The 25,321-nt window shown below is 68.7% G+C and carries 24 protein-coding genes; 12 read left to right on the top strand and 12 right to left on the bottom strand.

Going from position 1 to position 25,321, the window contains the following annotated elements:
* Positions 1-250: 250 nt before the first annotated feature.
* The 7 genes from ACFCQI_RS12265 (at position 251) to ACFCQI_RS12235 (ending at position 8,386) form a co-directional block, all read left to right on the top strand.
* Positions 251-1,786, top strand: a complete 1,536-nt coding sequence (locus ACFCQI_RS12265) for a peptide MFS transporter (RefSeq protein ID WP_395117069.1) — start codon at positions 251-253, stop codon at positions 1,784-1,786.
* Between the two features lie 66 nt (positions 1,787-1,852).
* Positions 1,853-3,145, top strand: a complete 1,293-nt coding sequence (locus ACFCQI_RS12260; RefSeq protein ID WP_395117067.1) for an ATP-binding protein — start codon at positions 1,853-1,855, stop codon at positions 3,143-3,145.
* Positions 3,146-3,215: 70 nt separating this feature from the next.
* Positions 3,216-3,800, top strand: coding sequence for a response regulator transcription factor (locus tag ACFCQI_RS12255; RefSeq protein ID WP_395117065.1), 585 nt, complete (start codon positions 3,216-3,218; stop codon positions 3,798-3,800).
* A 297-nt stretch (positions 3,801-4,097) separates the two neighbouring features.
* Positions 4,098-4,457: a DUF2946 family protein gene (locus tag ACFCQI_RS12250; protein ID WP_395117063.1), complete on the top strand. Its 360-nt coding sequence runs from the start codon at positions 4,098-4,100 to the stop codon at positions 4,455-4,457.
* A gap of 61 nt (positions 4,458-4,518) precedes the next feature.
* Positions 4,519-6,705 (top strand): TonB-dependent receptor family protein, encoded by a 2,187-nt coding sequence (locus tag ACFCQI_RS12245; RefSeq protein ID WP_395117061.1) that lies wholly within the window; start codon positions 4,519-4,521, stop codon positions 6,703-6,705.
* A 122-nt stretch (positions 6,706-6,827) separates the two neighbouring features.
* Positions 6,828-7,922, top strand: coding sequence for a sialidase family protein (locus ACFCQI_RS12240; protein WP_395117059.1), 1,095 nt, complete (start codon positions 6,828-6,830; stop codon positions 7,920-7,922).
* Positions 7,922-8,386, top strand: a complete 465-nt coding sequence (locus tag ACFCQI_RS12235; protein WP_395117057.1) for a hypothetical protein — start codon at positions 7,922-7,924, stop codon at positions 8,384-8,386. Before ACFCQI_RS12240 ends, ACFCQI_RS12235 begins: the two co-directional genes overlap by 1 nt.
* Positions 8,387-8,623: 237 nt before the next feature.
* Here the strand turns inward: ACFCQI_RS12235 and ACFCQI_RS12230 are convergent, their stop codons facing one another.
* From ACFCQI_RS12230 to ACFCQI_RS12220, 3 genes are all read right to left on the bottom strand, one after another.
* Positions 8,624-9,625 carry an isoaspartyl peptidase/L-asparaginase family protein gene (locus ACFCQI_RS12230; RefSeq protein WP_395117055.1) on the bottom strand — a complete coding sequence of 334 codons (1,002 nt, stop codon included), beginning with the start codon at positions 9,623-9,625 and terminating at the stop codon, positions 8,624-8,626.
* Between the two features lie 111 nt (positions 9,626-9,736).
* Positions 9,737-11,032, bottom strand: a complete 1,296-nt coding sequence (locus ACFCQI_RS12225) for a M56 family metallopeptidase (RefSeq protein ID WP_395121351.1) — start codon at positions 11,030-11,032, stop codon at positions 9,737-9,739.
* Between the two features lie 7 nt (positions 11,033-11,039).
* Complete coding sequence (locus ACFCQI_RS12220; RefSeq protein ID WP_395117053.1) at positions 11,040-11,411, bottom strand: BlaI/MecI/CopY family transcriptional regulator; 372 nt, start codon at positions 11,409-11,411, stop codon at positions 11,040-11,042.
* A 155-nt stretch (positions 11,412-11,566) separates the two neighbouring features.
* Between ACFCQI_RS12220 and ACFCQI_RS12215 the strand changes: the two genes are divergently transcribed.
* A complete protein-coding gene (locus tag ACFCQI_RS12215) occupies positions 11,567-12,928 on the top strand; it encodes a 3-oxoacid CoA-transferase subunit B (protein ID WP_395117051.1) in 1,362 nt (453 codons plus the stop codon).
* A 72-nt stretch (positions 12,929-13,000) separates the two neighbouring features.
* Here the strand turns inward: ACFCQI_RS12215 and ACFCQI_RS12210 are convergent, their stop codons facing one another.
* From ACFCQI_RS12210 to ACFCQI_RS12200, 3 genes are all read right to left on the bottom strand, one after another.
* Positions 13,001-14,050, bottom strand: coding sequence for a sensor histidine kinase (locus ACFCQI_RS12210; RefSeq protein ID WP_395117049.1), 1,050 nt, complete (start codon positions 14,048-14,050; stop codon positions 13,001-13,003).
* A 19-nt stretch (positions 14,051-14,069) separates the two neighbouring features.
* Positions 14,070-14,801, bottom strand: coding sequence for a response regulator transcription factor (locus ACFCQI_RS12205; protein WP_395117047.1), 732 nt, complete (start codon positions 14,799-14,801; stop codon positions 14,070-14,072).
* Between the two features lie 87 nt (positions 14,802-14,888).
* The gene (locus tag ACFCQI_RS12200) at positions 14,889-15,515 is read right to left on the bottom strand and encodes an arylesterase (RefSeq protein ID WP_395117046.1); all 627 of its coding nucleotides are present in this window, start codon (positions 15,513-15,515) and stop codon (positions 14,889-14,891) included.
* On the opposite strand from ACFCQI_RS12200, the gene ACFCQI_RS12195 reads away from it, so the two are divergent.
* Genes ACFCQI_RS12195 through ACFCQI_RS12185 form a run of 3 tightly spaced genes read left to right on the top strand, consistent with a single transcriptional unit; the run spans position 15,514 to position 19,844 of the window.
* Positions 15,514-16,215 (top strand): ABC transporter ATP-binding protein, encoded by a 702-nt coding sequence (locus ACFCQI_RS12195; protein WP_395117044.1) that lies wholly within the window; start codon positions 15,514-15,516, stop codon positions 16,213-16,215. The genes ACFCQI_RS12200 and ACFCQI_RS12195 overlap by 2 nt on opposite strands.
* Positions 16,212-18,698: an ABC transporter permease gene (locus ACFCQI_RS12190; RefSeq protein WP_395117042.1), complete on the top strand. Its 2,487-nt coding sequence runs from the start codon at positions 16,212-16,214 to the stop codon at positions 18,696-18,698. The genes ACFCQI_RS12195 and ACFCQI_RS12190 overlap by 4 nt, the downstream gene beginning before the upstream one ends.
* 6 nt (positions 18,699-18,704) lie before the next feature.
* Positions 18,705-19,844: an SLC13 family permease gene (locus ACFCQI_RS12185; protein ID WP_395117040.1), complete on the top strand. Its 1,140-nt coding sequence runs from the start codon at positions 18,705-18,707 to the stop codon at positions 19,842-19,844.
* 132 nt (positions 19,845-19,976) lie between these two features.
* On the opposite strand, the gene ACFCQI_RS12180 is transcribed toward ACFCQI_RS12185, so the two are convergent.
* The gene (locus ACFCQI_RS12180; protein WP_395117038.1) at positions 19,977-20,756 is read right to left on the bottom strand and encodes a DUF4097 family beta strand repeat-containing protein; all 780 of its coding nucleotides are present in this window, start codon (positions 20,754-20,756) and stop codon (positions 19,977-19,979) included.
* A 138-nt stretch (positions 20,757-20,894) separates the two neighbouring features.
* Here ACFCQI_RS12180 and ACFCQI_RS12175 point away from each other — a divergent pair, with 138 nt between their 5' ends.
* Complete coding sequence (locus tag ACFCQI_RS12175) at positions 20,895-21,389, top strand: hypothetical protein (protein ID WP_395117037.1); 495 nt, start codon at positions 20,895-20,897, stop codon at positions 21,387-21,389.
* A 49-nt stretch (positions 21,390-21,438) separates the two neighbouring features.
* On the opposite strand, the gene mazG is transcribed toward ACFCQI_RS12175, so the two are convergent.
* The 5 genes from mazG to ACFCQI_RS12150 form a co-directional block, all read right to left on the bottom strand.
* The gene (gene mazG / locus ACFCQI_RS12170) at positions 21,439-22,242 is read right to left on the bottom strand and encodes a nucleoside triphosphate pyrophosphohydrolase (RefSeq protein ID WP_395117035.1); all 804 of its coding nucleotides are present in this window, start codon (positions 22,240-22,242) and stop codon (positions 21,439-21,441) included.
* 94 nt (positions 22,243-22,336) lie between these two features.
* Complete coding sequence (gene cysQ / locus ACFCQI_RS12165) at positions 22,337-23,143, bottom strand: 3'(2'),5'-bisphosphate nucleotidase CysQ (protein WP_395117033.1); 807 nt, start codon at positions 23,141-23,143, stop codon at positions 22,337-22,339.
* 2 nt (positions 23,144-23,145) lie between these two features.
* The gene (gene nudE, locus ACFCQI_RS12160; RefSeq protein ID WP_395117031.1) at positions 23,146-23,703 is read right to left on the bottom strand and encodes an ADP compounds hydrolase NudE; all 558 of its coding nucleotides are present in this window, start codon (positions 23,701-23,703) and stop codon (positions 23,146-23,148) included.
* A 23-nt stretch (positions 23,704-23,726) separates the two neighbouring features.
* Positions 23,727-24,503: an inositol monophosphatase family protein gene (locus ACFCQI_RS12155; protein ID WP_395117029.1), complete on the bottom strand. Its 777-nt coding sequence runs from the start codon at positions 24,501-24,503 to the stop codon at positions 23,727-23,729.
* Positions 24,500-25,297, bottom strand: a complete 798-nt coding sequence (locus tag ACFCQI_RS12150) for a type II secretion system protein N (RefSeq protein WP_395117027.1) — start codon at positions 25,295-25,297, stop codon at positions 24,500-24,502. The genes ACFCQI_RS12155 and ACFCQI_RS12150 overlap by 4 nt, the downstream gene beginning before the upstream one ends.
* Positions 25,298-25,321 lie beyond the last annotated feature (24 nt).

The following is a 25,321-nucleotide window of genomic DNA, read 5'->3' as shown; positions in this document are numbered from 1 at the left end:
TTGCCTGGGGCATGGCGAACGGGCTCCTGTCGCGCCGCGGAACGCGGGCACGCCATGATGCCACAGCCGTTCCTCCGCCCCATCGGGCGCACACAGCGCAAGCACGCAGCGCACGAATTGTCATGCGGCGGTGCAGCTATGACCTTTGGGGGGATGCGCTACCCTTGCCCGGTTGTGATCCGTTCAGGGTCCAGCGGCACCGGTGCGTGCGCGCACGCCACCAGGATTTGAACCAATGCCCGGGGAAAACATGGCCACCCAGAACCCAGCCGTCTCGCAGACGAAGTCCTTCAGCACCGTCTTCCTGATCGAAATGTGGGAGCGCTTCGGCTACTACGGTATGCAGGCGCTCATCGTCTACTACATGGTCCAGCGCCTGGGCTTCCCCGATGAGCAGGCCAACCTGGTGTGGAGCGCCGCGGCGGCGCTGATCTACGTGGCACCGGCGATCGGCGGCTGGGTGGGCGACAAGATCCTCGGCACGCGGCGCACCATGCTGCTGGGCGCGACCATCCTGGCGGTCGGCTACGGGCTGATGGCCGTACCGACCGAAAGCGTCTGGTTCCTGTATTGCTCGCTGGGCGTGATCGTGGTCGGCAACGGCCTGTTCAAGCCGAACGCCGGCAACCTGGTGCGCAAGATCTACGAGGGCGACGACTCCAAGATCGACAGCGCGTTCACCATCTACTACATGGCGGTGAACATCGGCTCGACGTTCTCGATGCTGCTCACGCCGTGGATCAAGGATTACGTGAACCTGCACTACGGCAACGAGCTGGGCTGGCATGCCGCGTTTGCGGTGTGCTCGTTCGGCCTGCTGGTGGGCCTGGCCAACTACCTGGTGATGCGCCACACGCTGAACCACGTCGGTTCGGCGCCGGACGAACAGCCGATGCACGTGGGCAAGCTGCTGGCCGTGCTGGGCGTCGGCGTGCTGACCGTGTTCGCCTCGGCCTACGTGCTGGCCCATGAAGAAGTGGCGCGCATCTTCGTCTATGTGGCCGCCGCGGTGGTGCTGGGCATCTTCGCCTGGCTGATCGGCACCAGCGAGCGCTCCGAGCGCGCCGGCCTGATCGCCGCGCTGGTGCTCACCGTGCAGACGGTGTTCTTCTTCATCTTCTACCAGCAGATGTCGACCTCGCTGAACCTGTTCGCGCTGCGCAACGTGAACCCGAGCTTCGACGTGTTCGGCGTCCACCTGTGGAACTGGGCGCCGGCGCAGTTCCAGTCGTTCAACCCGATCTGGATCTTCATCCTGAGCCCGATCCTGGCGCTGCTCTACAACGCCGCCGGGCGCAGCGGCAAGGACATCTCCATCGCCACCAAGTTCGCGCTCGGCTTCGCCGCGGTGGCGCTGGGCTTCTTCATCTACAGTTGGGCCGCGCACTTCGCGGTGGATGGCAAGACCAGCTCGTGGGTGATGGTGTGGGGCTACGGCGCCTCGTCGCTGGGCGAGCTGCTGGTCAGCGGCCTGGGCCTGGCGATGATCGCGCGCTACGTGCCCGAGCGCATGGGCGGCTTCATGATGGGCGCGTACTTCGTCGCCTCGGGCGTGTCGCAGTACCTGGGCGGTATCGTGGCCAACTTCGCCAGCATTCCGGAGAACATCACCGACCCGCTGCAGACCATGCCGATCTACACCAGCCTGTTCAGCAAGCTGGGCTGGGCCGGCATCGCCTGCACCGTGATCGCGCTGGCCGTGCTGCCGCTGATGCGCAAGCTGTCGGCACAGCATCACGCGCACAACAACCCGGCGCCGCTGCCGACGATCGGTTCGGAGCAGTAAGCCCGGCGGCGATCAGGCGACCCGCCGACCCGGCGGGTCGCGACACCGCGCAACACATTGCCTGCCATGCCACAGCAGATCGTCATCCGACAGGTAGGACCCCACGCACTGACCCGCGCGCTGGCGTGGCTGCGGCTGTGCGCGATCGCCGGCCAGAGCACCGCGGTGCTGGTGTGCGCATGGTGGATGGATCTGCAGATCCCGCTGCTGCCGCTGCTGCTGGGCATCGGCGTGCTGGCGGTGTTCGCCGTGTTTGCCGCCTGGCGGCTGGCGCAACCGTGGCCGCTGCGCGAGTGGGAAGCGGTCTGTCACATCGCGTTCGACACGCTGGTGCTGGGTTACCTGCTGTATTTCACCGGCGGCGCCAGCAACCCGTTCATCACCCTGCTGCTGGTGCCGATCGCGCTCACCGCGGCGGCGTTGCCCGGGCGCTCGGTGCTGGCGGTGTCGGCGCTGGCCGGCGTGGCCTACGTGATCCTGCTCTACGCGCATGTTCCGTTGCCGTTGCCCCCGCATGGCAGCGCGCCCGGGCGGTTCTCGCTGCACGTGGCGGGGATGGGCGTGAACTTCGTCATCATGGCGCTGCTGCTCAGCTTCTTCATCAGCCGCCTGGCGCGGGTACTGCGCGAGCAGCAGAAAGAGGTGCAGCGCGTGCGCGAACGCGCGTTGCGCGGCGAGGGCATCCTGGCCATCGCCACCCAGGCGGCCGGGGCCGCGCATGAGCTGAACACGCCGCTGTCGACCATGCGCACGCTGCTGCCGGAGCTGCGCCGCGAACACGCCGGCAACCCGCTGCTGGACGAGGATCTGGCGCTGCTGGAGGACCAGGTGGATCGCTGCCGCACGATCCTGCGCGAGATGATCGCCTTCGGCAAGGCGCAGCTGTCGCAGGACCCCGAGCGCATCCGCGTGGACAAGTTCATCCACGGTTGCCTGGAGCGCTTCCAGCTGTTGCGGCCCGAAGCGGAGCTTGCCCTGAGCCTCGACGAGACGCTGGCGGCGCTGGTGCTGCGCACGCCGGCCGGGCTGCGCCATGCGCTGATCAACCTGCTCAACAATGCCGCCGACGCCTCGGCGGCCAACGGCTCCAATGCAGTGTCGCTGCGCATCACCCGCGACGACCGCTGGCTGGAGCTGAGCGTGTCCGACCGCGGCCCGGGTTTCGACACCGCCGACGAACTGACCCGGCTCGGCTATTCGCGCAAGCAGAGCGGGCTCGGCATCGGCCTGGCACTGGCCGAGGCCACGGCCGAGCGCCTGAGCGGCGAACTGGTGGCGCGCAACGTCGAACAGGGCGCCGAGATGTGCCTGCGGCTGCCGCTGGCGGTGATCGCCGAACCGGTCGATACCGGGCGCTGACGCGCCAGGCGTGCAACCGGCGCCGCTTCCGGCAAGAATGGACGCCTGCCCGAGTGAAGGAAACCGAACCATGACCGAGTCGCCCCTTGCCGATCCGGTGCGCCCCTTGCTGCTGGTCGACGACGACGCCACGTTCCTGCGCGTGCTGGCCCGCGCGCTCGGCTCGCGCGGCTTCGAGGTCATCACCGCCAGCAATTTCGACGAGGCACGCGCGCTGACCCGCCGCCATCGCCCGCGCTACTGCGTGCTGGACCTGAAACTCGGTGAGGAGAACGGCCTGCGACTGATCCCCGAGCTGCATACCCTGGTGCCGGACCTGCGCGTGCTGCTGCTGACCGGCTATGCCTCGATCGCCACCGCGGTGGAGGCGATCAAGCGAGGTGCGCACGACTACCTCGCCAAGCCGGTGGACGCCGACGCGGTGGTGCGCGCCCTGCTCGACGGCGATGCCGCCGCGCCCGAAGACAACGAGCCGCCGGACGCCCCCGAACAGCCGCTGGCCCTGCGCCGGCTCGAGTGGGAGCACATCCAGCGCGTGCTCACCGAATGCGACGGCAACATTTCCGAGACCGCGCGCCGGCTCGGCATGCACCGCCGCACGCTGCAGCGCAAGCTCGGCAAGCACCCGGTGCGCGAGCGCCCCGGCGAGGAGTGAGGTTCGGCGCCGGCACCTTTTGGTGCCGCGCGCATCCCATGCATGCCGCGACATCACGCCACCTGTTTCTTCACGGCCGCACTGCTAACCTTTGAGCGATGATCCTTGGAGTGAGCATGTACGCATCTTCTCCCATCGCGACACGATCCGCTGCTGGTGCGATCGGGGTTGTGGTGCCCAGCGCGGTCATGCCCACCAGTCGCGCCTGAGTCCATGCTTCACCGGCCGCTGAAACGCTTCTTCGCCCACCACCAGCACCCGCAGCGCCGCTTGCTGGCGGGGCTTGCGTTTGCGGCCATGTTGCTGTTGCTGGTGATGCCGACCACCGGTCGATTGCTTGGCGTGCTCAGTGCCGGCAACTACGGCATGCCGCACGCGATGGCGATGGCCGGACACGCGATGATGGCGAGGCCCGATCAGCCCTCCCCCACTGCCCATGCGGGCCATGCGGGGCATCCCGACCATGGCAGCACGCATCCGGACAACGGCACCTGCGGCTACTGTCCACTGCTGGCCAGCATGCTGACTTTGGCGCTGTTTGTGGCGCTGCTGGCGATTGCACCGGTCCATGGCCCGGTCCGCACCGCCCAACACCTTGATTATGTCGCTGGTCCCCGCCACGGCCTTGGTGCCCGCGGACCACCCGCCCCGCTCTGAAAGTACGGATACACCGCGCGCGACGTCCGTTGCGCACGCCAACCTGTTTTCGGAGTTTTCCATGTCGACTTTTTTGCACGCGACGCCGCGAGCGTCGTTGCTTGCCATGGCCGTGGCCATGGCGCTTGCCGGGCTGCCCAGTGGCGCCTTCGGCGCCGCCACCGCTGCGGACAATCCCGCGTCGCAGGGCGCGGATGACCACGCCAACGCGAACTCGGCGATCACGCTGGGCCCGGTCTACGTGATCAGCACCGGTGGCGACGACGCCAACGCCAACGCGCGCAAGGTACCTGGCAGCGTGTACGCCTCCAGTGGCGCCAGCCTCCAGGGGCGTGCCATCAACAATCTCGCCGATGCGCTGCGCTACGTGCCCGGCGTGATGGCCAACAGCAATACCGGTGGCGACAACCTCACGCTGTCCATTCGCGGCTCCAACCTCAACTCGCTGGCGTACGACAATGCCGGCGTCGCGCTGTTCCAGGACGGCCTGCCGGTATCCGCCGCCGACGGAAACAACCACAACCGCATGCTCGACCCGCGAATGGCAAGCAACATCATCGTCGCCAACGGCGCCAATGCCCTTTCCTACGGCGCCAGCACGCTGGGCGGTGCGATCGACGTCATCTCACGCACCGCGCTCAACAGCGATCCGCGCACGCTGTCGGTCACCGGTGGCAGCCACGGCAACGGCGAGGCCACGCTGGGCACCGGCGGCGTCGCAGGCGACTACGACGGCATGTTCACGGTGGACACCAAGCATTACGACGGCTACCGCCGGCACAGCCAGCAGAACCGCGACAGCCTGTATGCCAACGGCGGCTGGCAGGCCACGGAGAGCCTCGAGCTGCGCGCCTACGCCACGTACATCAACAACCGCCAGCAATTGCCGGGCGCGCTCACCCGGGACGAGTTCCACGCCGATCCGTGGCAGGCCGACCCGGCGTATGCGCGGGGCAACCACCAGTTGAACGTGACCACCGCACGCCTCGCCCTCAAGGGCATCTGGAACGTGAACGACGACAGTTCGCTCGAGTTCGGCGTATCAAGCGAGGCACAGCGGTTGTACCACCCGATCGTCGATGTCTACGTGCCGAGCGGCCCGGCGCCGGATGCCCCCCTCATCAATGTCTTCAGCCTGCTCATCAACACCACCCAGCGTACCAGCGGCAGCATGCTGCGCTACCACCTGGGCACCGGCAACCACGACATCGTGGCGGGCGTGAACTTTGCACAGACGACCAACCGCGGGGGCAATTACGCGAACGAGGTCGGCACCCGCGGCGAGCTGCAGGCGCTGGTGAACAAGCGCACCACCCACGCCAACCTGTTCGCGCTGGATCGCTGGCAATTCACGCCGGGCTGGACCCTGGTGTACGGCGCGCAAGGCACCACCACGCGCCTGACCGATCGCCAGATCGACGGCTTTGATGCCGGCAACCGCACGCCACGCAACCAGACCAACCGGTTCAGCGCCATCAATCCGCGCGTGGGCGTGATCCACCAGCTCACCCCCGCCAGCCAGATTTACGCCAGCGTCGGCAGCCTGTACCAGTCGCCCAACACGTTCGACCTCGACAACGCACGCATGGATCTCGGCCCCAGCGCCACCCTCAAACCCACGCGCGGAGAGAGCTACGAACTGGGCGTGCGCGGCGCCAGCGACGAACATGGTGCGGCACCGCGCTGGCACTGGAGCGTTTCCGGCTACCTCGAACGCCTGCGCAATGAAGTGTTTTCGATCGACAACCCGAACGCGCCCGGTACCAGCCTCACCGCGAACCTGCCGCGCACCGTGCACGCCGGCATCGAAGCGCAGGCCAGCGCCAGCTGGCTACTCGCAGGCGGCACCCGGCTGGAGCCACTGGTCAGCGCCAGCTGGAACGATTTCTCGTTCCGCCACGACCCGCACTACGGCGACCACCGCCTGCCCTCGGCGCCGCGCTACGCGCTGCACGCCGAACTCATGTGGCGCACCGCCGGCGGGTATTACCTCGGCCCCACGCTCGACGCCATCGGCACCCGCTACGCGGACTTCGCCAACAGCTACCGTGCTGGCGGCTACACGCTGCTTGGCCTGCGCGGTGGCTGGCGCCACGGCCGCTGGGAGCTTTACGCTCAGGCCGACAACCTCGCCAATCGCCGCTACGCCGCCAGTCTCGGTGTGTTCGACCGGGTCACGGCCACTGACGGCGTCTTGAACCCCGGTGCGCCACGCTCGCTGTATGTCGGCGCGACCTTCCACTACTGACAGCGCCCAGGGAGTCCGTCATGTCCCCATCCTTCCATCGCTGGCTCCGGTCACTGTGCTGGTCTTGGCTTGGCCTCGGCCTCTTGCCACTCGCCGTCAACGCCCATGTCATGCATATGGACATGGGCAGCCAATCCGCGCTCGGCGCCAGCGCCGCATTCGATGCACAGGGCACGCTGTGGCTGGTCAGCACGCGTGGCGGGCACGTGGTGCTGCAGCGTTCCACCGACCTTGGCAAGACGCTCAGCCCGCCGGTGGCCGTGAACCAAGCGCCGGAGACCATTTACGCCACCGGCGAAAACCGACCCAAGATCGCCTTCGGCCCGGCAGGCCAGGTCTATGTGCAATGGACCGACAAGCCTGCGGCCGGGTGGGTCGGCAACGTGCGCTTTGCGCGTTCGACCGACGGCGGCAAGACGTTTGTCGCGCCGATCACCATCAACCACGACACCGCGCCGGCCACGCGCGGTTTCGACTCGCTCGCGGTCGCCACCAACGGCGATATCGTGTCGGCGTGGATCGACGGCCGCGACCATGACGCCGCCAAAGCTGCCGGCCAGCCGTATGCCGGTTTCGCGCTCTACTACGCGCGCTCGACCGACGGCGGCCGCCACTTTGCACCGGAACGCAAACTGGCGGACCACAGTTGCGAGTGCTGCCGCACCACGCTCGCGCGCACGGTCGATGGCGGTATCGTCGCGTTTTTCCGCGCCATCTACGGTGACAACATCCGCGACCATGCCTATGCGGTAGTGCCGGCCGGCAACGCACCGGCGCACGCCGAGCGCGCCACCTTCAACCAGTGGCAGGTCGCCGCCTGTCCCGATCACGGGCCCGGCCTGGCGGTCGACGCGCATGGAGTGCGACATGCGGTGTGGTATGAAGCCAAGGACGCACCGACGATCTGGTACGGCCAGCTCGATCCCGGCCATGCGCCGCGACACGTGCTGAAAATCGGCGGGCCGGGTGCGAGCCACGCCGATGTCATCGTGCGCGGCAATACAGTGTGGATCGCCTGGAACCAGGTGGACGCCGACGGCTATACACTGATGTTGCGCCGCTCGGACGACGGTGGGCTGCATTTCGCCGCACCGCGCGGCATTGCCAGTTCCACCCACGCCGCCGGCTCGCCGCAGCTCCTGTTGCGCGGCAGCCATGCATTCGTCGCCTGGAACACGACCGACGGCTTCAAACTCGTCGACACGGAGGCCTTGTGATGCATCGCTGGTTCCTGCTTGTCCTGCTCGCCTTCGCCGCGCCGGCGCTGGCGCAACAAGCCGGGCTGCGGCCGCTGGCTGCCAGCGATATCCCTGCGCTGCTCAAGCCGCCGGCGCACGGCACCCGCATCATTGCGATCTGGGCGCTGGACTGCGCCTATTGCGAACCCAACCTGGAAGCGCTGGCCAAACTGCAGCGTGCCCACCCGCGCGACATCGAACTGGTGATCGTCACCACCGACAGCATCGAACGCCGCCAGGCCATCGAGGCGCGGCTGCAGCGCATGAAAGTGGATGGCTTCCCGAACCGGGCCTATGCCGAAGCCAGCCCCGAGCGCCTCAACTTCCTGCTCGACCCGAACTGGGGCGGCGAGACCCCGCGCGTGCTGGTGATCCGCGCCGACAGCAGCCGCCTGGGCATCAGCGGCGAGCTCACCCCCGCGCAGATGCGCAAGATCCGGTAGGGCGGGCAGCGCCCGCCCGACGGTTCCTTGTAGGAGCGCACCCTGTGCGCGAGCTCTTCGTCTCGGAACGGAAGGCATCGCGCACAGGGTGCGCTCCTACAGAGGCGCGTCGCGTCGGGTTGTTCATGGCCGGATTTCCGCATCGATGCACAAGCCCGTAGGGCGGGCACCGCCCGCCGGCTTTCCGGACATTTCGTCGGACACGATGGCGGGCGGTGCCCGCCCTACGCCGTTTCGTCAGGGTTGTGCGTCGCTCTCGGCGGGAACCGGCTCCGGGATTTCCGTGGTGCCGTCATCCTCGTCGCCGTAGATCGCCACGTGCGGCACACCGTCGGCGCCGATCCAGCCACGATACATGCCGTCGGTGTTGAACGGGATCGCGATGTGGCCCTCCGCGTCCAGCGCGATGGCGCCGCCGTTGCCGCCCATCGACGGGATCTGCTGGTTGATCACCTCGGCGGCGGCGCGTTTCAGCGGCACGCGCATCTGGGTCACTTTCATGCAGATCGAATGTGCCGCGACGGCACGGATGTAGAACTCGCCCCAGCCCGTGCCGGAGACCGCGCAGCTCTCGTTGGCGTAGGTGCCGGCGCCGATGATCGGCGAATCGCCGATGCGGCCCCAGCGCTTGTCGGTCATGCCGCCGGTGGAGGTGCCGGCGGCCAGGTGGCCGCGCGCGTCCAGCGCCACCGCACCCACCGTGCCGAAGTGTTTGGCCGTCTCGACGTCCGCATGCGGCTGCTTTGCCGCATCCTCCTTCAGCGCCCGCTGCAATTGCTGCCAGCGCGCATCGGTGCGGAAATACGCGGCATCGACCAGGGTGATGCCCTGCTCCTTGGCGAACTCTTCCGCACCGGCGCCGGACAGCATCACGTGCGGCGAATGCTCCATCACCGCGCGCGCCAGCAGGATCGGATTCTTCACGTGCTCGACCCCCGCCACCGCGCCGGCACGCAAGGTGTCGCCATCCATGATCGCCGCGTCGAGCTCGTTTCTCCCGTCATGGGTGAACACCGCGCCCTTGCCCGCGTTGAAGTTCGGATCGTCCTCCAGCACGGTGATCGCCGCAGTCACCGCGTCCAGCGCGCTGTCGCCGGCCTTGAGCCGGGCATGGCCCTGCTGCAGCGCCCGGGTCATCGCCGCACGCACGGCCTGCTCCTTCGCCGGCGTCATGTCACGCACGACCACGCCGGCGCCGCCGTGGATGACCAGCACGGGCGAAACGGCGGCGTGGCTCATGGCGGTGATTCCGAAGACAGCAAGGGCAAGGAACAGGTATGGCGGCTTCACATGAGACTCCTCGAACGCATGTCGCGGAGTATAGCCAAGGGCGTCAGCCTGGCCCGGCATTCAACAACCGACGCTGGGCGTCAACTCGATCTTGATGGTGTGATCTTCAACTGTCCTGCCGTCCTTGCCGGCCACCTGCTGACCCACCTGGATCGTGGCCGTCTGTCCCGGATGGGTGCGGACCCTGGGATCGACCGGGGCCGGCAACGAACCGCCGCTCAAATGCGCCTGCACTTCCAGCATGCCGTGTTCGCCCGGCACGACGGTGTAACGGCCATGCCATGGCGGCAGCGTGCCGATGGCGGTCTGGGTATCCGTGTAGTACTCGCCCGGTTTCAGGCAGCTCGTTGCGTGCAGGCGTGCCGGCTGCCCATCCACGCCAAGTGCCAGCTTGAGCGTATAGCGATGGGCGAGACCTGCGGAGTCGGACGACGATGCCGGCGGCCCGGGCTGGCTGGCAGCGAAGGCCAGGCCGCTCACAGCCAGCGCCAGCAGGAGCATGGTCGCCAGGCCGGACATTCGGCGACGAGGATCGGGACGCGGCAATTTCAACATGGCGATACGCTCCGTGAGTGGGTGGCGAGGTGACCAGGAACAGCCCACGGGCAAGGCAAGTATCGCCGATGGGGTTTTCAGCATGGCTTGCGCATACGCGCGCCGCTGCATGCCGTGCTGGCGCAGAACGCTGGCATCGCAGGCCAGCTCCTGGTCCTGGCGAAATGCGGCAAGCGCCCACCATGAGAACGGATGGAACCAGAACGCCGCAGCGAGGCACTGCGCCAACAGACACCAGCAGCCGTCGCGCCGGCGCGCATGCGCCATCTCGTGGGCCAGGATCAACGCCTGCTCGACGCGGTCGTAGCGCCGTTCGAAATCCGCGGGGAGCACGATGCGGCACCGCCACGCACCGACCACCGCCGGACCGACACTGGCACTTGCCGCGAGCAACACTGGCCAGCGCGAGGACGGCACGAGCAGTTGCTTGGCGCCCGAAAGGCGCTGCCGATAGCGCCACTGGGCAAGCAGGCCCAGCAGGACCATCAACGCGGCGCCCGCAAACCACACCAGAGCCAGGCCGCCGCGCCAGTCGAACTCCGCTCCGTTGGCGTCCGGGACAGGCAATGCGGCGCCCGCCGACGTGATCGCGTAGACCAGTGCGGGAAGCGTCGTACGCTCGGCTCCCGCCGCATGCGGCAACTGGCTCGCCAGCACCGCCAATGGCGGCAACAACCACAACTGGAACGCACGCTCGGTGCCGAACAGGCGGCGACACGGCCTGCGCAGGGCGGCGACGATCATTACGGCGACGGTGAATGCCAGCAGTGCCAACCAGCCATGGCTGGCCCACACCGCCATCAGCGCATCAATGCTGCTCATCGTCGAGCTCCTTCAGCAGCTTGCGCAGTTCGGCGATGTCCTTCTTCGACAGCTTGCGCTGCTCGGAGAAGTGCGCCACCAAGGGCGCCACGCGGCCGCCGAACAGACGATCGAGCAGGCCCTTGCTCTCCTGCTGCACGTATTGCTCGCGCGCCAGCAGCGGCGTGTAGAGGTAGCGGCGGCCGTCGCGTTCGGCCTGCACGGCCTTTTTCTTCAGCAGGCGGTTGAGCAGGGACTTCACCGTGCCCTCCTGCCAGCCCTGCGTGGGCCCGACCTCGGCCAGGATCTCCTCGGCCGTGCGCGGGGCCTCGCGCCAGAGCACGTCCATCACCACCGCTTCGGCTTCGCTGATCGCCATGAGTCACCGTTTACGCGTGTAAGTGAATCTATGTTTACATGCGTAATTGTTCGCGTCAAGCCATGTGCCTGCCTGTCTGCGACCTTGGTACAAGGCCGGCCGGCGCGATTCCGTCGTATCCTTGGCAGCTGACTCTCCATGAGGAAGGCACGGCAATGGACAAGGTTTACCCGAGCGCGACGAAAGCCCTTGAGGGCGTGTTGTTCGACGGCATGACGATCGCCGCCGGCGGTTTCGGCCTGTGCGGCATCCCCGAGAACCTGATCGGCGGCCTGCTGCAGGCGGGCACCAGGGACCTGACCATCGTGGGCAACAACGCCGGCGTGGACGATTTCGGCATGGGCCCGCTGCTCAAGACCCACCAGGTCAAGTGCGTGTACGCCTCGTACGTGGGCGAGAACAAGGAGTTCGAGCGGCAGACGCTGGCCGGCGAACTGGAGCTGCACCTGACGCCGCAGGGCACGCTGGCCGAGAAGCTGCGCGCCGGCGGCGCCGGCATCCCCGGCTTCTACACGCGCACCGCGTTCGGCACCAAGCTGGCCGAGGGCAAGGAGACCAAGGTATTCAACGGCAAGGAGTACGTGCTGGAGGAATCCATCACCGCCGACCTGTCCATCGTCAAGGCGTGGAAGGGCGACGCGATGGGCAACCTGGTGTTCCGCGAGACGGCGCGCAATTTCAACCCGATGATCGCCACCTGCGGCAAGGTCTGCGTGGCCGAGGTGGAGCACCTGGTGCCGGTCGGCGAGCTGGACCCGAACAACATCCACGTGCCGGGCATCTACGTCGACCGCATCGTGCAGGGCGAGAAGTACGAGAAGCGCATCGAGATCCGCACCCTCGCCGGCGCCAACACCGGCAAGGAAAACCCGACGCGCACCGCGATGGCACAGCGCGCCGCGAAGGAATTGCGCGACGGTTACTACGTGAACCTCGGCATCGGCATCCCCACCCTGGTGGCCAACCACATCCCGGCCGGCGTGAACGTGGTGCTGCAGTCGGAGAACGGCCTGCTCGGCATCGGCCCGTTCCCCACCGAGGATCAGGTCGACCCCGACCTGATCAACGCCGGCAAGCAGACCATCACCACCCTGCCCGGCTCGGCGTTCTTCTCCAGCGCCGATTCCTTCGCGATGATCCGCGGCGGCCACATCGACCTGTCGATCCTCGGCGGCATGGAAGTCTCCGCCACCGGCGATCTCGCCAACTGGATGGTACCCGGCAAGATGGTCAAGGGCCCGGGCGGCGCGATGGACCTGGTCAGCGGCGTGCGCCGCGTGGTGGTGTTGATGGAGCACTGCGCGAAGGACGGCTCGCCGAAGATCAAGCAGCAATGCGAGTTGCCGATCACCGGCAAGGAATGCGTGGACCTCGTCATCACCGACCTGTGCGTGTTCTCGGTGGAGAAGGGCAAGGGCCTGACCCTGATCGAGCTCAACGACGGCGTGAGCTTGGGCGACGTGAAGGCGAAGACCGGCTGCGCGTTCGCCGTGGCGCCGGCGCTGCAAGCCGGCTGATTCGCGCAGGAGCGCGCTTGCGCGCGATGCCTCCCGTCACGCGACGACAGGGCGTTGCGCGTTGCCGGGCGCCTACGCGTTCGGGCTTTGCCCGCCCGCCGGCAGGGCGTCGGGAAAACGGATGCGCGCGATGCTTTCGCCTCCTGCATGCGTCTGCAGCTCCAGCGGCCAGCCGAAGCGGTCGCTGATCTGCCGCGCGATCGCCAGCTCGAATCCGTGCCGATCGGCACCGGGCGCGCCCGCATCGGCATCGGCAACGGCATCGGCATCGGCATCGGCATCGGCATCGCCAGCGCCTTTCGCCGGGGCGAGGTTGCGCACGCTTACCATGCCGGGTTCGACGCTGACCACCACGCTGCCGCGCTCGGCCTGCTGGCAGGCATTGCGCAGCAACTGCCAGCACAGCACCGAGAACACCCGTGGCGAGCTGTCCAGCGCAAAGGTCGCCGGCTGTTCCAGGCGCAACTCGATCGGCCGGCCGCAGAGCATTTCGCGCGCGGCTTGAAGTTCGCCCTGCAGCACGTCGTTCACCACGAAGCGCTCGGTATCCACCGGCGTGCCGGCATCGCGTGCGAGCACCAGCAGCGCCTCGACCAGCATTTCCAGTTCGCGCGAGGCACGCTTGATCCGGCGCACCGAGCGCGAGCCGAAATCGCTCAGGCCCTGCTCGTCGACCAGCATGTCGACCGACATGCGGATCACCGTCAGCGGACTGCGCAGTTCGTGGCTGGCGTCGCGGGTGAAGTTGCGCTCGCGCTGACCGTAACCGGCGATGCGCGTGGCGAAGCCGTGCAGGCCGCGCGCCAGCGACGCCACGTCCGCATCCGTGCGGCGTGACAGGCGTTGCGGGTGGAACGCTTCCGGGTCGGGCCGGGCATCGTTCCAGCCGGCCATCAATCGCGCCAGCGAGCGGATCTGCACCCACTCGTGCTGGGCGGCCAGGCACGCCAGCACGGTGGTGATGAGGATCAGCACGATCACCGCTTCCCACGGCGCGACGTTGAAAATGCCCATCGCGCCGATGATCAGCAGGGCCACGAACTGCAAGCCGAACACCCAGGCGATGCGTCGCTTGAAGGCTCCCGTGCGGAATGTGATCGCGTTCGACACCCTGCTGTTCATTGCCCTCGCCGCCTCGCCATCACGCAGGTTGCTGCGCCGACGCCATTTCCGATTCCAGGTCGGCCAGCCGGTAGCCAGCGGAATGGATGGTATGTAGCAAAGGTCGTGCGAAGGGTTTGTCGATGACGCGACGCAAGTTGTACAGGTGCGAGCGCAGCGTGTCCGAATCGGGCAGCGTGTCGCCCCAGATCTCGCGCTCGATGTCGCGCCGGCTGACCACGCGCGGCGATTCGCGCATCAGGATCGCGAGCAGTTTCAGGCCGATCGGCGACACCACCAGATCCTGGCCCTCGCGGGTCAGCCGCAGCGTGGCGGTGTCCAGCGTCATGTCGCCCACGGTGAGCACTTCGGTGGATACCTGGCGGCGGTCGCGGCGGATCAGCGCGCGCAGCCGCGCCACCAGTTCGCGCACCTCGAACGGCTTGACCAGGTAGTCGTCGGCGCCGGCCTCCAGGCCGACCAGCTTGTCTTCCAGGGTGTCGCGCGCGGTGAGCATCAGCACGGGCGTGGACTTCTTCGCCTCCTTGCGCAGCTTGCGGCAAAGCTCCAGGCCGTCCAGCCCGGGCAGCATCAGGTCCAGCACGATCACGTCGTAACTGTTGGATACGGCCAGGTGCAACCCGCTCACGCCGTCGGCCGCGTAATCGACGGAATAACCCCGCATTTCAAGGAACTCGCCCACCATCTCGGCGATCTGGCGGTTGTCTTCAACCAGCAGGATCAGGCCCGCTTGCTCGTCATGAGTCGTCATGTCTTGCCTCGCTGTGGTCCGGTTTCACATTTGTGAAGGTATACCCGGAGCCACGGTGACGACGGCGTGAACTGGCCGCGGCGCCGTTCAGTGGACGTTGGGCGCTTGCAGCAGCGGTTGCAGCACCTTCCACACGTTTTCCAGCACGCGCGGCTCGGCGGCGGCCACCGGGTGCAGGCCGTCGGCCTGCATGAGGCCGGGGTCCAGCGCGACGCCGTCGAGCAGGAACGGCAGCAGCGCGACCTTCCGCTGGCGCGCCAGGTCGGCGTAGATCGCGCGCAAGCCGTCGCGGTACTGCGGGCCGTAGTTCACCGGCAGCTCGATGCCCAGCAGCAGCACGCGTGTCTTGTGCTTTTGCGCCAGCTCGATCATCGCCGTCAGGTTGTCGCGCAAGGCCGGCAGCGGCAACCCGCGCAGGCCGTCATTGGCGCCCAGTTCGATCACCAGCACCGCCGGCTGGTAGGTCTGCAGCAAGGCGGGCAAGCGGTGTCGGCCGCTCAGCGAGGTTTCGCCGCTGATGCTGGCATTGACCGCACGCCACTTCGGCACCATCTTGCCCAGACGGACATCCAGCAGATGCACCCACCCGGCTTCGACCGGAATGTTGTGCGCGGCGGACAGCGAGTCGCCCAGCACCAGGACGGTCTTCGGCGCCGCCGCGTGGGCGACGCCGAAACCGCAGAGCAGAACCAGCAACCACAGGCAGCGCCGCATGAATGATTCTTCCCGTCCCGTCCTCGAAGCCCGTGATGTTAGCAAGTCGGTCAACGGCCCCGAGGGGCGGCTCGACATCCTCGACGGCGTGGACCTGCGCGTGATGCCCGGCGAGAGCTTCGCCATCGTGGGCGCTTCCGGCTCGGGCAAGACCACCCTGCTCGGCCTGCTGGCCGGGCTGGACACGCCCGACCGCGGCAGCATCGCCCTCGACGGCCATGCGCTGGAGCAGCTGGACGAGGAAGCCCGCGCCGAACTGCGGCGGCGACTGGTCGGCTTCGTGTTCCAGTCGTTCCACCTGCTGCCGGCGCTCACTGCCGAGGAGAACGTGATGCTGCCGCTGGAACTGGAGGGCAGCAGCGCGGCGCGCAGCCGTGCGCGGGAGGCGCTCGAGGCGGTGGGCCTGAGCGCGCGGCGGCGGCACTACCCCGCGCAGCTTTCCGGCGGCGAGCAGCAACGCGTGGCGATCGCCCGCGCCTTCGTGCACGGCCCGCGCGTGCTGTTCGCCGACGAGCCCACCGGCAACCTGGACCAGCGCACCGGCCACCACATCTGCGACCTGCTGTTCGCGCTCAACCGCGACCACCGCACCACCCTGGTGCTGGTCACCCACGACGCCGGCCTGGCCGCGCGCTGCGATCGCCGCATCGAGCTGGAGGAAGGGCGCGTGGCGTCGACCGACGCGGGCGTGCCGGCATGAGCCTGCTGCGCTTGTCGCTGCGCAGCCTGCGTCGCGAATGGCACCTGCCTGAACTGCGCACGCTGGCCGCCTCGCTGGTGCTGGCGGTGGTGGCGCTGGGCGTGGTCGCCACGCTGGCGAGCCGGATCGAGCGTGGCATGCTGGCCAGCGCCGCGGAGTTGATCGGCGGGGACATCGGCGTATCCGCGCCGCAGGCCCTGCCTGCCGCCTTCGCCGACAAGGCACGCCAGGACGGCCTGCAGCTGACGCGCACCGCCGGCTTTCCCAGCGTGGCGTTCGCCCACGAACGCACCCAACTGCTCGACGTGCAGGCGGTGGATGCGCACTATCCGCTGCGCGGCACGCTGGAGCTGCGCGATCGCAACGGCCATGCGCTGCCGCCGAGCCGCGCGCCGGCCGCCGGCGAGGTCTATCTGGATCATCGCGCGCTGGTCGCGCTGGGCCTTGCGGTGGGCGACCGCCTGCAACTGGGCGGGCGCACGCTCACCATCGGCGCCGAACTGCTGCGCCAGCCCGACGGCGGCGAATTGCTCGCGCTGGCGCCGCGCGCGCTGATGAGCCTGGCCGATGCCGAGCAGGCCGGCTTGCTCGGGCGCGGCAGCCGCGCGCGCCATCGGCTGTTGCTGGCCGGCTCGCCGGATGCGGTGCGCGCCTGGCGCGACTGGGCCGAGACGACCGCGCTGCCCTCGGGTGCGCAACTGATTACGCCGGAGCAGACCCGGGAGCGCATGCGCAGTGCGTTCGACCGCGCCGGTTCATTCCTGCGGCTGACTGCGCTGCTGTCGGCCCTGCTCGCCGGCATCGCGATCGCCCTTTCCGCCCAGCGCTACGCGCGGCGCAAGACTGCCGAAGTGGCCTTGCTGCGCGCGCTGGGCACCTCGCGTCGGCGCGTGCTCGGCCTGCTGCTGGGCACCCTGGGTGCGCTCGCCGTGCCGGCGGCGGCGCTGGGCGTCGCGCTGGCATTGGGAATGGCGCAGCTGGCGTGGTTGCTGGCCAGTCAGCTGTTCGGCAACGTGCCCACGGTCTTGCCGCTGGCGCCGGCATTCGCTGCCGCGGCCATGGGCATCGCGGTGCTGGTGGGCTTCGCGCTGCCGCCGCTGGCACGGCTGGCCGAAGTGCCGCCGGTGGCAGTGTTCCGGCAGAGTCTGTCGCGGCGCGTGCGGCGCTTCGACGCGCTGTACCTGATCCCCGCGCTGGTGGCGCTGGGCCTGATCTGGGGCCAGAGCGGCTCGCTGCAGCTGGCCGGTATCCTCGCCGGCAGCCTGCTCGGCGTGAGCGTGCTCGCGGCGCTGCTGGCCGGCGCGCTGCTGTGGCTGGCCCGGCGCATTGCGCCGGGCGCGCACCCGGCGTTGCGGCTGGGCCTGGCCGCGCTGGCGCGACGACCGGCGCTGAGCGTGATCCAGGCGACCGCGCTCAGCCTGGGTCTGTGCGCGTTGTTGCTGCTTGCGGTGGTGGCACCGGCGTTGCTGCAGGGCTGGCGCCAGGAATTGCCGGCGGATACGCCCAACTGGTTCGCCCTGAACCTGCAAAGCGACCAGCGCGCCGGCTTTTCGCAATCGCTGGCGCGGATCGGCGCCGACCAGCTCAACATGCTGCCGCTGGCGGTAGGCAAGCTCACCGCGATCAACGGCCACGCCATCGACCGACTGCAGTTCGCGGACCCGCGCGCCAAGGAGTGGACCGATCGCCAGCTGCGGCTGTCGTGGTCCGCCGCGCTGCCGCCGGCGAACGAGGTGGTGGCCGGCCACTGGCATGGGGCTGCGCCGGATCGGCCCGAGGTGTCGATCGACACCATGTGGCGCGACATGTTCGGCCTGAAGCTCGGCGACACGATGCGCTTCGACGTCGGCGAAGGGAGCCTGGAGGCGCGGGTGGGCAGCATCCGCAAGGTCGACTGGAGCTCGTTCCGGGTCAACTTCTTCCTGCTGCTCGACCCGGCCCACGCCAGCGAGCTGCCGCACACCTGGCTGGCCAGCTTCCACCTGTCGTCCGGACACGCGGCGGAACTGGCGCAACTGTCGCGCGAATACGGCAACCTCAGCCTGGTCGACGTCGACTCGCTGCTCGATCGGGTGCGCGAGATCATCGACCGCGTGGGCAGCGCGGTGCGCTGGATCCTCGGCTTCAGCCTGCTGGCCGGCATCCTGGTGCTGGCCGCGGCGCTGGCCGCCAGCGCGGCCGAGCGGCGCCACGAGGCCGCGCTGCTGCGCACGCTGGGCGCGCGCCGTGCACAGCTGCGCGTGGCCGCCGCCTGCGAATTCGCCATGCTGGGCCTGGTCGCCGGCCTGACCGCCGCGCTGGGTGCCGCCGGCGGCGGCTGGTGGCTGGGTCGGGCGGTGTTCCACATCGAGGGCTTCGTGCCGCCGGCGTGGCCGCTGGTAGCCAGCGCGGCCGCCGCCGCGCTGGTGGTGATGCTGCTGGGACTGGCCGGCACGCGCCGGGTCAGCCGCACGCCACCGATGCGCCTGCTGCGCGAGGGCTGAGCGCGCGTGGAACCTGCCGCGTCGTCACCCGCCACCGGCTGGCGCAAACGCCTGCAGCACGAATGGCTGCTGCTGGTGTTCGCCGCGCTGGTGCTGTTGCTGGCGCTGCTCGATCCGCGTCCGGTCGACGATTATCGGCACTGGCTGCAACTGCCCACGCTGGCCGGCCTGACCGGCCTGCTGATCGCGATCCAGGGCATCCGCGACAGCGGCCTGGTGCAGCACGCAGCGGCCGCTTCGCTGGCGCGGGCGCACTCGCTGCGCGGCCTGGGGCTGTTGCTGGTGGCCGCCAGCGCGCTGCTCTCGATGGTGCTGACCAACGACGTGAGCCTGTTCCTGATCGTGCCGCTGACCGTGTCCATCGGCGCGATCTCCAACCTGCCGGTGCTGCGCATGGTGGTGCTGGAGGCGCTGGCGGTGAACGCCGGCTCCACGCTCAGCCCGATCGGCAACCCGCAGAACCTGCTGTTGTGGCAGCACTCGCGGCTGTCGTTCCTCGATTTCGCGCTGGCGATGCTGCCGGCCGCGGCCGTCATGCTGGCACTGGTGGCGGCGTTCACCTGGTACTGGCTGCCGCGCGATCGGGTGGCATTGAGCCCCCGGCACATCGACGGCGCGGTGCACTCGGGCCGCCTCGGCGCGTGGTCGATGATTGCGCTGGTCGGCATGGTGGTGGCGATGGAATACCATCTGGCGCCGCTGGGCGCCGTGGCGCTGCTGGTGCTGTTCGGGGCGCTGGCCCGCGCCTCGCTGGTGCGGATCGACTGGCTGTTGCTGCTCACCTTCGCCGCGATCTTCCTCGGCCTCGGCCACTTCGCCGAGCTGCCGCTGATGCAGCGCGTGCTCGACGGGCTCCATCTCGATCAACCGATGGTGCTGTTCGCCAGCGGCATTGTCGCCGCGCAGCTGATCAGCAACGTGCCGGCGACCGTGCTGCTGCTCGAGCGAGCGCCGGATGCCATCGCGCTGGCGGTGGCGGTCAATGTGGGCGGCTTCGGCGTGGCGATCGGTTCGCTGGCCAACCTGATCGCCCTGCGCCTGGCAGGGCAGCCGCACGGCCTGCGGCAACTGCACCGGGTGTCGATCCCGTTCCTGCTGGTGTGCGCGCCGTTGGTGTATCTGGTCTGGCGCGGAATTCAGCCGTAGACGCACCGAAGTGCCCGATGTTGTTCGCTCCAGCTTCGTAGGGCGGGCACTGCCCGCCATGCCTTTCGGTGATGCACGCGATCAAGAGCGGCGGGCAGTGCCCGCCCTACGGGATGCCGGCTTGTGGCGGAATCAATCGTCGTCGTGCGGCACGCTGACCTTGCCCTTGATGCCGGAGTGGTCGACATCGCCGCTGCCCTTGGCGCCGAGCGTGAGATCGCCGCCGACATCGTGCACGGTGAGGTCGCCGGAGCCCAGCGTGTCGGCGTGCACGCTGCCGCCGACGTTGCGCAGCGTGACGTCGCCCGAGCCGATGCTGCCGATGCTGGCGTCGCCCTTGACGCCATCGATCTTGAAATCACCCGAGCCCACCGAACCCAGCTGCAGGCTGCCGACATCGCTGGCGTCGACATCGCCCGAGCCCACGCTGGTGGCGAACTTGCCGGCGATCTGGCGCACGTGCAGGTCGCCGGAACCGACCGTGCTGCGCAGCTCCTGCACGCCGCGCACGTCGGCGTCGCCGGAGCCCACGCGCACGGTGACCGGCACGTTCGCCGGCAGGTTCACGGTGACGTCCAGGCTCATGCTGACGTTGCCGCCGAACAGGTTGAAATTGAAACCCTGGTGGTCGCCGCCGATGTCGATCAACAGCTGGTCGCCGTCGCGTCGCTGGGTGACCGTGAGCTTGTCCAGCGCGGCTTTCTTCGACGCACAGGCGCGTCCGACCAGGGTCAGGCCCCTGGTGTCGGCGCCGCCGATCAGGTGCAGGTCGTGGCTGTTGACGTCGATCTGCACGCTGCGGACGCCAGCCAGGTCCAGTTGCAGGTTGCGCGGGGCCTCGAACTCGCACGATCCGGCGGCAAACGCGGCGAACGGGGCACACAGCATGGCGGCGATGAAAAGACGGCGCATGGGACTCTCCTCGGTAGTCGGTCAGGCTTGGATGCAGCGGATCGCAAAAGGGTTGCAAGGATGACAGCAGTCTGAACGCCGCAGTCAACTCCTGCGCGGCCGGCGCGTTGATCATCCCATTACCCACGGAGACAGCCCATGCAACGCAAGACCCTCCTCGCTTCCGCCCTCGTCGCCCTGCTGGCCGGGTCGGCCACGTTCGCGATGGCCCAGAACGCGCCGGCGTCGCCCGCCAATCCGCACATGGTCGTCACCAAGCAGGCACGCATCCTTCCCGGCGACCGCGACCACGGCATGGCGGGCCATCACATGCACCACCAGCGCAGCGGCGTGATCGGCGACCTGCGCGCGCTGGAACGGCTGTACCAGCAGGCCGGCCGCAGCAAGGACATGGCGGCGGTCTACAACGACGTGCTGGCCAAGTCGCAGGACCCGCGCGTGCGCGACTACGTCTACCAGCGACTGGCCCGCCTGCAGGCACAGCCGACCAATGTCGACCAGGCGATCGCCACGCTGCGCAAGGGGCTGGACGAAAACCTGGCCAACGAGGCGAAGATGCGCGCCGAGCGCGAGAAGATGCGTGCGGCATGGCAGCCGCGCGCCGCCAGCGACGCGACAGCTCCAGCGAAGTAGTCGCGACAGCAAAAACGGGATGACGCGGCGGCCACGGCCGCCGCGTCTGTCAGTGGCCGGCCTCGTCCTGCTTGGCGCGCCGCCACAACTGTTCCTGCTCCTCCAGCGTGCGCTCGGCAAACGCCGCGCCATCGGCCGCAGCCAGTTGCTCCATGCGGCGGAAGCGTCGTTCGAACTTCGCGTTGGCATGCCGCAGCGCCTGCGAGAAATCGACGCCGGCATGGCGTGCGAGGTTCACCATCACGAACAGCACGTCGCCGATCTCGTCCTCGAGGCGCGCCGGGTCGGCCCCGTGGGTAAACTCGACGCGCACCTCCTCCACTTCCTCGGCCAGCTTCTCCAGCACCGGCTGCGGGCCGGGCCACTCGAAACCGGTGGCGGCAGCGCGCTGCTGCAACTTGTGGGCGCGTTTCCACTCCGGCAGCCCGGTGGAGACGCCGGCCAGCGCGCTGTCATCGGCGGTCCGGCCCTTCGCCACGCGCTCGGCAGACTTGATCTGCTCCCACGCCTGCATCTGCTCGGTCAGGTCGGCGTAACGCGTGTCGCCGAACACGTGCGGATGGCGGCGCAGCATCTTCGCGCTGATGGCGTGGGCGACGTCGGCGAATTCGAACAGGCCCTGCTCGGCGGCCATCTGCGCGTGGAACACCACCTGCAGCAGCAGGTCGCCGAGTTCGTCGCACAGGTCGGTCCAGTCGCGCCGGTCGATCGCATCGGCGACCTCGTACGCCTCTTCGATCGTGTAGGCGGCGATCGAGGAAAAATCCTGCCGCACGTCCCACGGGCAGCCATGCTGCGGATCGCGCAGGCGCGCCATGATGGCGAGGAGGTCGTCGAGACTGTGTCGGGTCATAAAGTGGAGAGGAGTGAGAAGTGAGAGAAAGCAGGAGCGTGCGGGGGTGGAGCGGGCGGAGGACGAACCCCTCTCATCTCTCACTCCTCTTCACTCACTCCTCGCTCCTGGTCAGTCGCGCGGTCCAGTCGATCGAGAGGTCGCCGACCGCGACGAACTCCGGATTCAACAGGGACTCGCCGCGGTTGTAGCGGAACGGTCGGCCGGCGAGATCGAGCACCGCGCCCCCGGCTTCGTCCAGCACGCATTGCGCCGCGGCCGTGTCCCATTCGCTGGTGAGGCCAAGGCGCAGGTAGATGTCCGCCTCGCCGCGCGCGATCAGGCAGAACTTCAGCGAGGAGCCGAGCGGCACATGGTCGTAGTCGTTGCCGATCAATTGTTCGAGCAGCCCACCCTGCGCGCCGCCATGCGAACGGCTGCCGACCACCCGCGGCGGAGAGCCCAGCGGCCGCGTGCGGATGCGCCGCCACGGGCCACCCTCGCGCTCCTGCAGCCACGCACCCTGGCCCTGAGCGGCGGCGTACAGCTCGCCGGTGACCGGGGCCAGCACCACGCCCAGCACGCTGCGGTGGTCGTCGATGAGCGCGATGTTGACGGTGAACTCGCCATTGCGCTTGACGAACTCGCGGGTGCCGTCGAGCGGGTCGACCAGCCAGTAGCGCGTCCAGTGCCGGCGCTCGGACCAGGGCAGGGCCTTGGCCTCTTCCGACAGCACCGGCAGTTGCTCCTGCAGCGTGGCCAGGCCGGCCACGATCACCCGCTGCGCGGCGAGATCGGCAGCGGTCAACGGCGAGTCGTCGCCCTTGGTCTGCACGGCGAAGTCGCCGTGGTACACCTGCAGGATCGCCGCCGCCGCCGCGCGGGCAATCGCGCCCACCTGCCGTGCCAATTCGGGGGGCAAGCTCAGGTCCTCTGGAAGCGCCCGGCGAGGTATTCGCGGGCCATGAACAACGCAGCGATCGAGCGCCCCTCGGTGACGTCGTCGCGACCGAGCAGGGTGTGCAGCTCGGACATCTTCCACGGCACCACTTCGAGTTCCTCCGGTTCGTCGCCGGCGAGTTTCTCCGGATACAGATCCTGCGCCAGCACCACGTGCGCCATGTGCGTCATGTACGACGGCGACAGCGACAGGTTGTGCAGGATCTTCAGCTTGCGCGCACCGTAGCCGATTTCTTCCTTCATCTCGCGTTCGGCGCCCTGCTCGGCGGTTTCGTCCTGGTCGAGCCGGCCCTTGGGCAGGCCCAGCTCGTAGCGGCCGACGCCTCCGCCGTACTCGCGCACCAGCAGCACGGTCTCGTCATCGAGCATCGGCACGATGATCACGGCGCCCAGGCCGCTGCCCTTGAGTCGTTCGTAGGTGCGCCGCACGCCGTTGGAGAATTCCAGGTCCAGCTGCTCGACCTGCAGGAATCGGCTGTCGGTGACGTCGCGGATGGCGTGGATGATCGGCAGTTTGCGCATCCGGCGATTCTAACCTTTGCGCCTCAGCGCCGCAGGCGTTGCAAGGCCTGCGCGTGGAGCGCCGGCGTGCCGGCCAGCACACTGGTGGTATCCAGCGTCGGCGGGGCGCCGTCGAGATCGGTGAACACACCGCCGGCCTCGCGCACGATTACCGCGAGCGCGGCGATGTCGAGGATGTTCACGTCCGACTCGATCACCAGGTCCAGGCTGCCGCGCGCCAGCAGGTGGTAGTGGCAGAAATCGCCGTAGCCGCGGATGCGGTTGCTGTCACGGATCAGCCCGCCCAGCGCCGCCCAGCGGGCGTCGCCGGCGAGCGTCCTGATGTTGCCGGTCGAGATCGCCGCCTGCGCCATGTCGGTGGTGTCCGCCACGCGCACGCGTTCGCCCTCGAACCAGGCGCCGCCGCCGGCGCTGGCCCACATCGTCTCGCCGTAGATCGGCGCACTGGATACGCCCAGCACCAGTTCGTGGCGGTCCATCAACGCGATCTGGGTGGAAAAGAACGGCGTGCGGCGCACGAAGCTCTTGGTGCCATCGAGCGGATCGACCAGCCACAGCAAAGCGTCTCGTTCGCCCTGCAGGCCAAACTCCTCGCCGTAGATCGCCGCCTGCGGCAGCGCGGCCTGCAGCACGCGGCGAATCGCCTGCTCGGCCTCGCGATCGGCCACCGTCACCGGCGTGGCATCGGCCTTCAGCTCCACCTCGACGCCGCGACGCCAGTAGTGCGTGATGATTTCGGCGGCGGCGGCGGCAGCCTCGCGTGCCGCGGCCAGCGCGACGGCGGTAGTCTCGGGGTTCATGGCAGCGTGGCGTCCTGGCGGTTCGATGGAGGGTTGGCGGCCAGGCCACCGGCCTGCCGGATGTGCACGCTGCCGTCCGGCGCGACCGGCCCGAGCCGGGCCAGCCAGCGCTGCAACGCCGGATCGCCATGGCGGGCGCGCAGCGTGCTGTCCAGACGCCAGCCCAGCGGGCTCAGCTGCAATTCGCCGCGCACCTGCAGCGGCCCGTCGCCCTGATCGTGCCATTGCGCGTGGATCACGCCGCCCTGCGCCTGCGCGCTTCCCTGCAATTCACCCAGCGCCAGCTCGCCTTCGGTCGTGTGCACGGCGGCCCGCTGCCACCGGCCCTGCGCCTGCAACTGCAGCGGCCAGCCGCCTTGCAGCAGTACATGATCGACCGTCAGTTGCAGCTCGCCCAGCGGCGCGCCCCAGTCGACCGGAAGCGGAACATCCGTCGCGGCGAGATCGGCATGCAGCCGCCAGCCTTCGCCCTCGACGCGACCCTGCGCCGTGCGCCGCACGGTTCCGGAGAAATCCGCCTGCGGTCCGTCGAAGGCCAGCTGCATCTGCAGCCGGCCGAGCAGCGCGCGGCGCGACAACTGCCAGCGCACCTGTCCCAACCGTCGCCCATCGGCATCCAAGACGTTACCGGCAGCACCGTTCCAAACCGTGCCTTGCACCTGCTGCAGCCGCAGCCCGTGCAACTGCGGCTCGACCCACGGCATCACCCAGCGCGCCGGCAGAAACCACGCCAGCACCAGCACGACTGCCGCGAGCACCGCCAGGGCGACGAGAATTTTTCGAAGTCGAATCAAGCGTCCAGTTCCGAATGTCCCGCG

It is taken from the genome of Rhodanobacter sp. FW102-FHT14D06, assembly GCF_043950705.1.
Classification (GTDB): Bacteria; Pseudomonadota; Gammaproteobacteria; order Xanthomonadales; family Rhodanobacteraceae; genus Rhodanobacter.
Note: the sequence above shows the minus strand (reverse complement) of the source record. Positions and strands in the feature narration are given on the sequence as shown.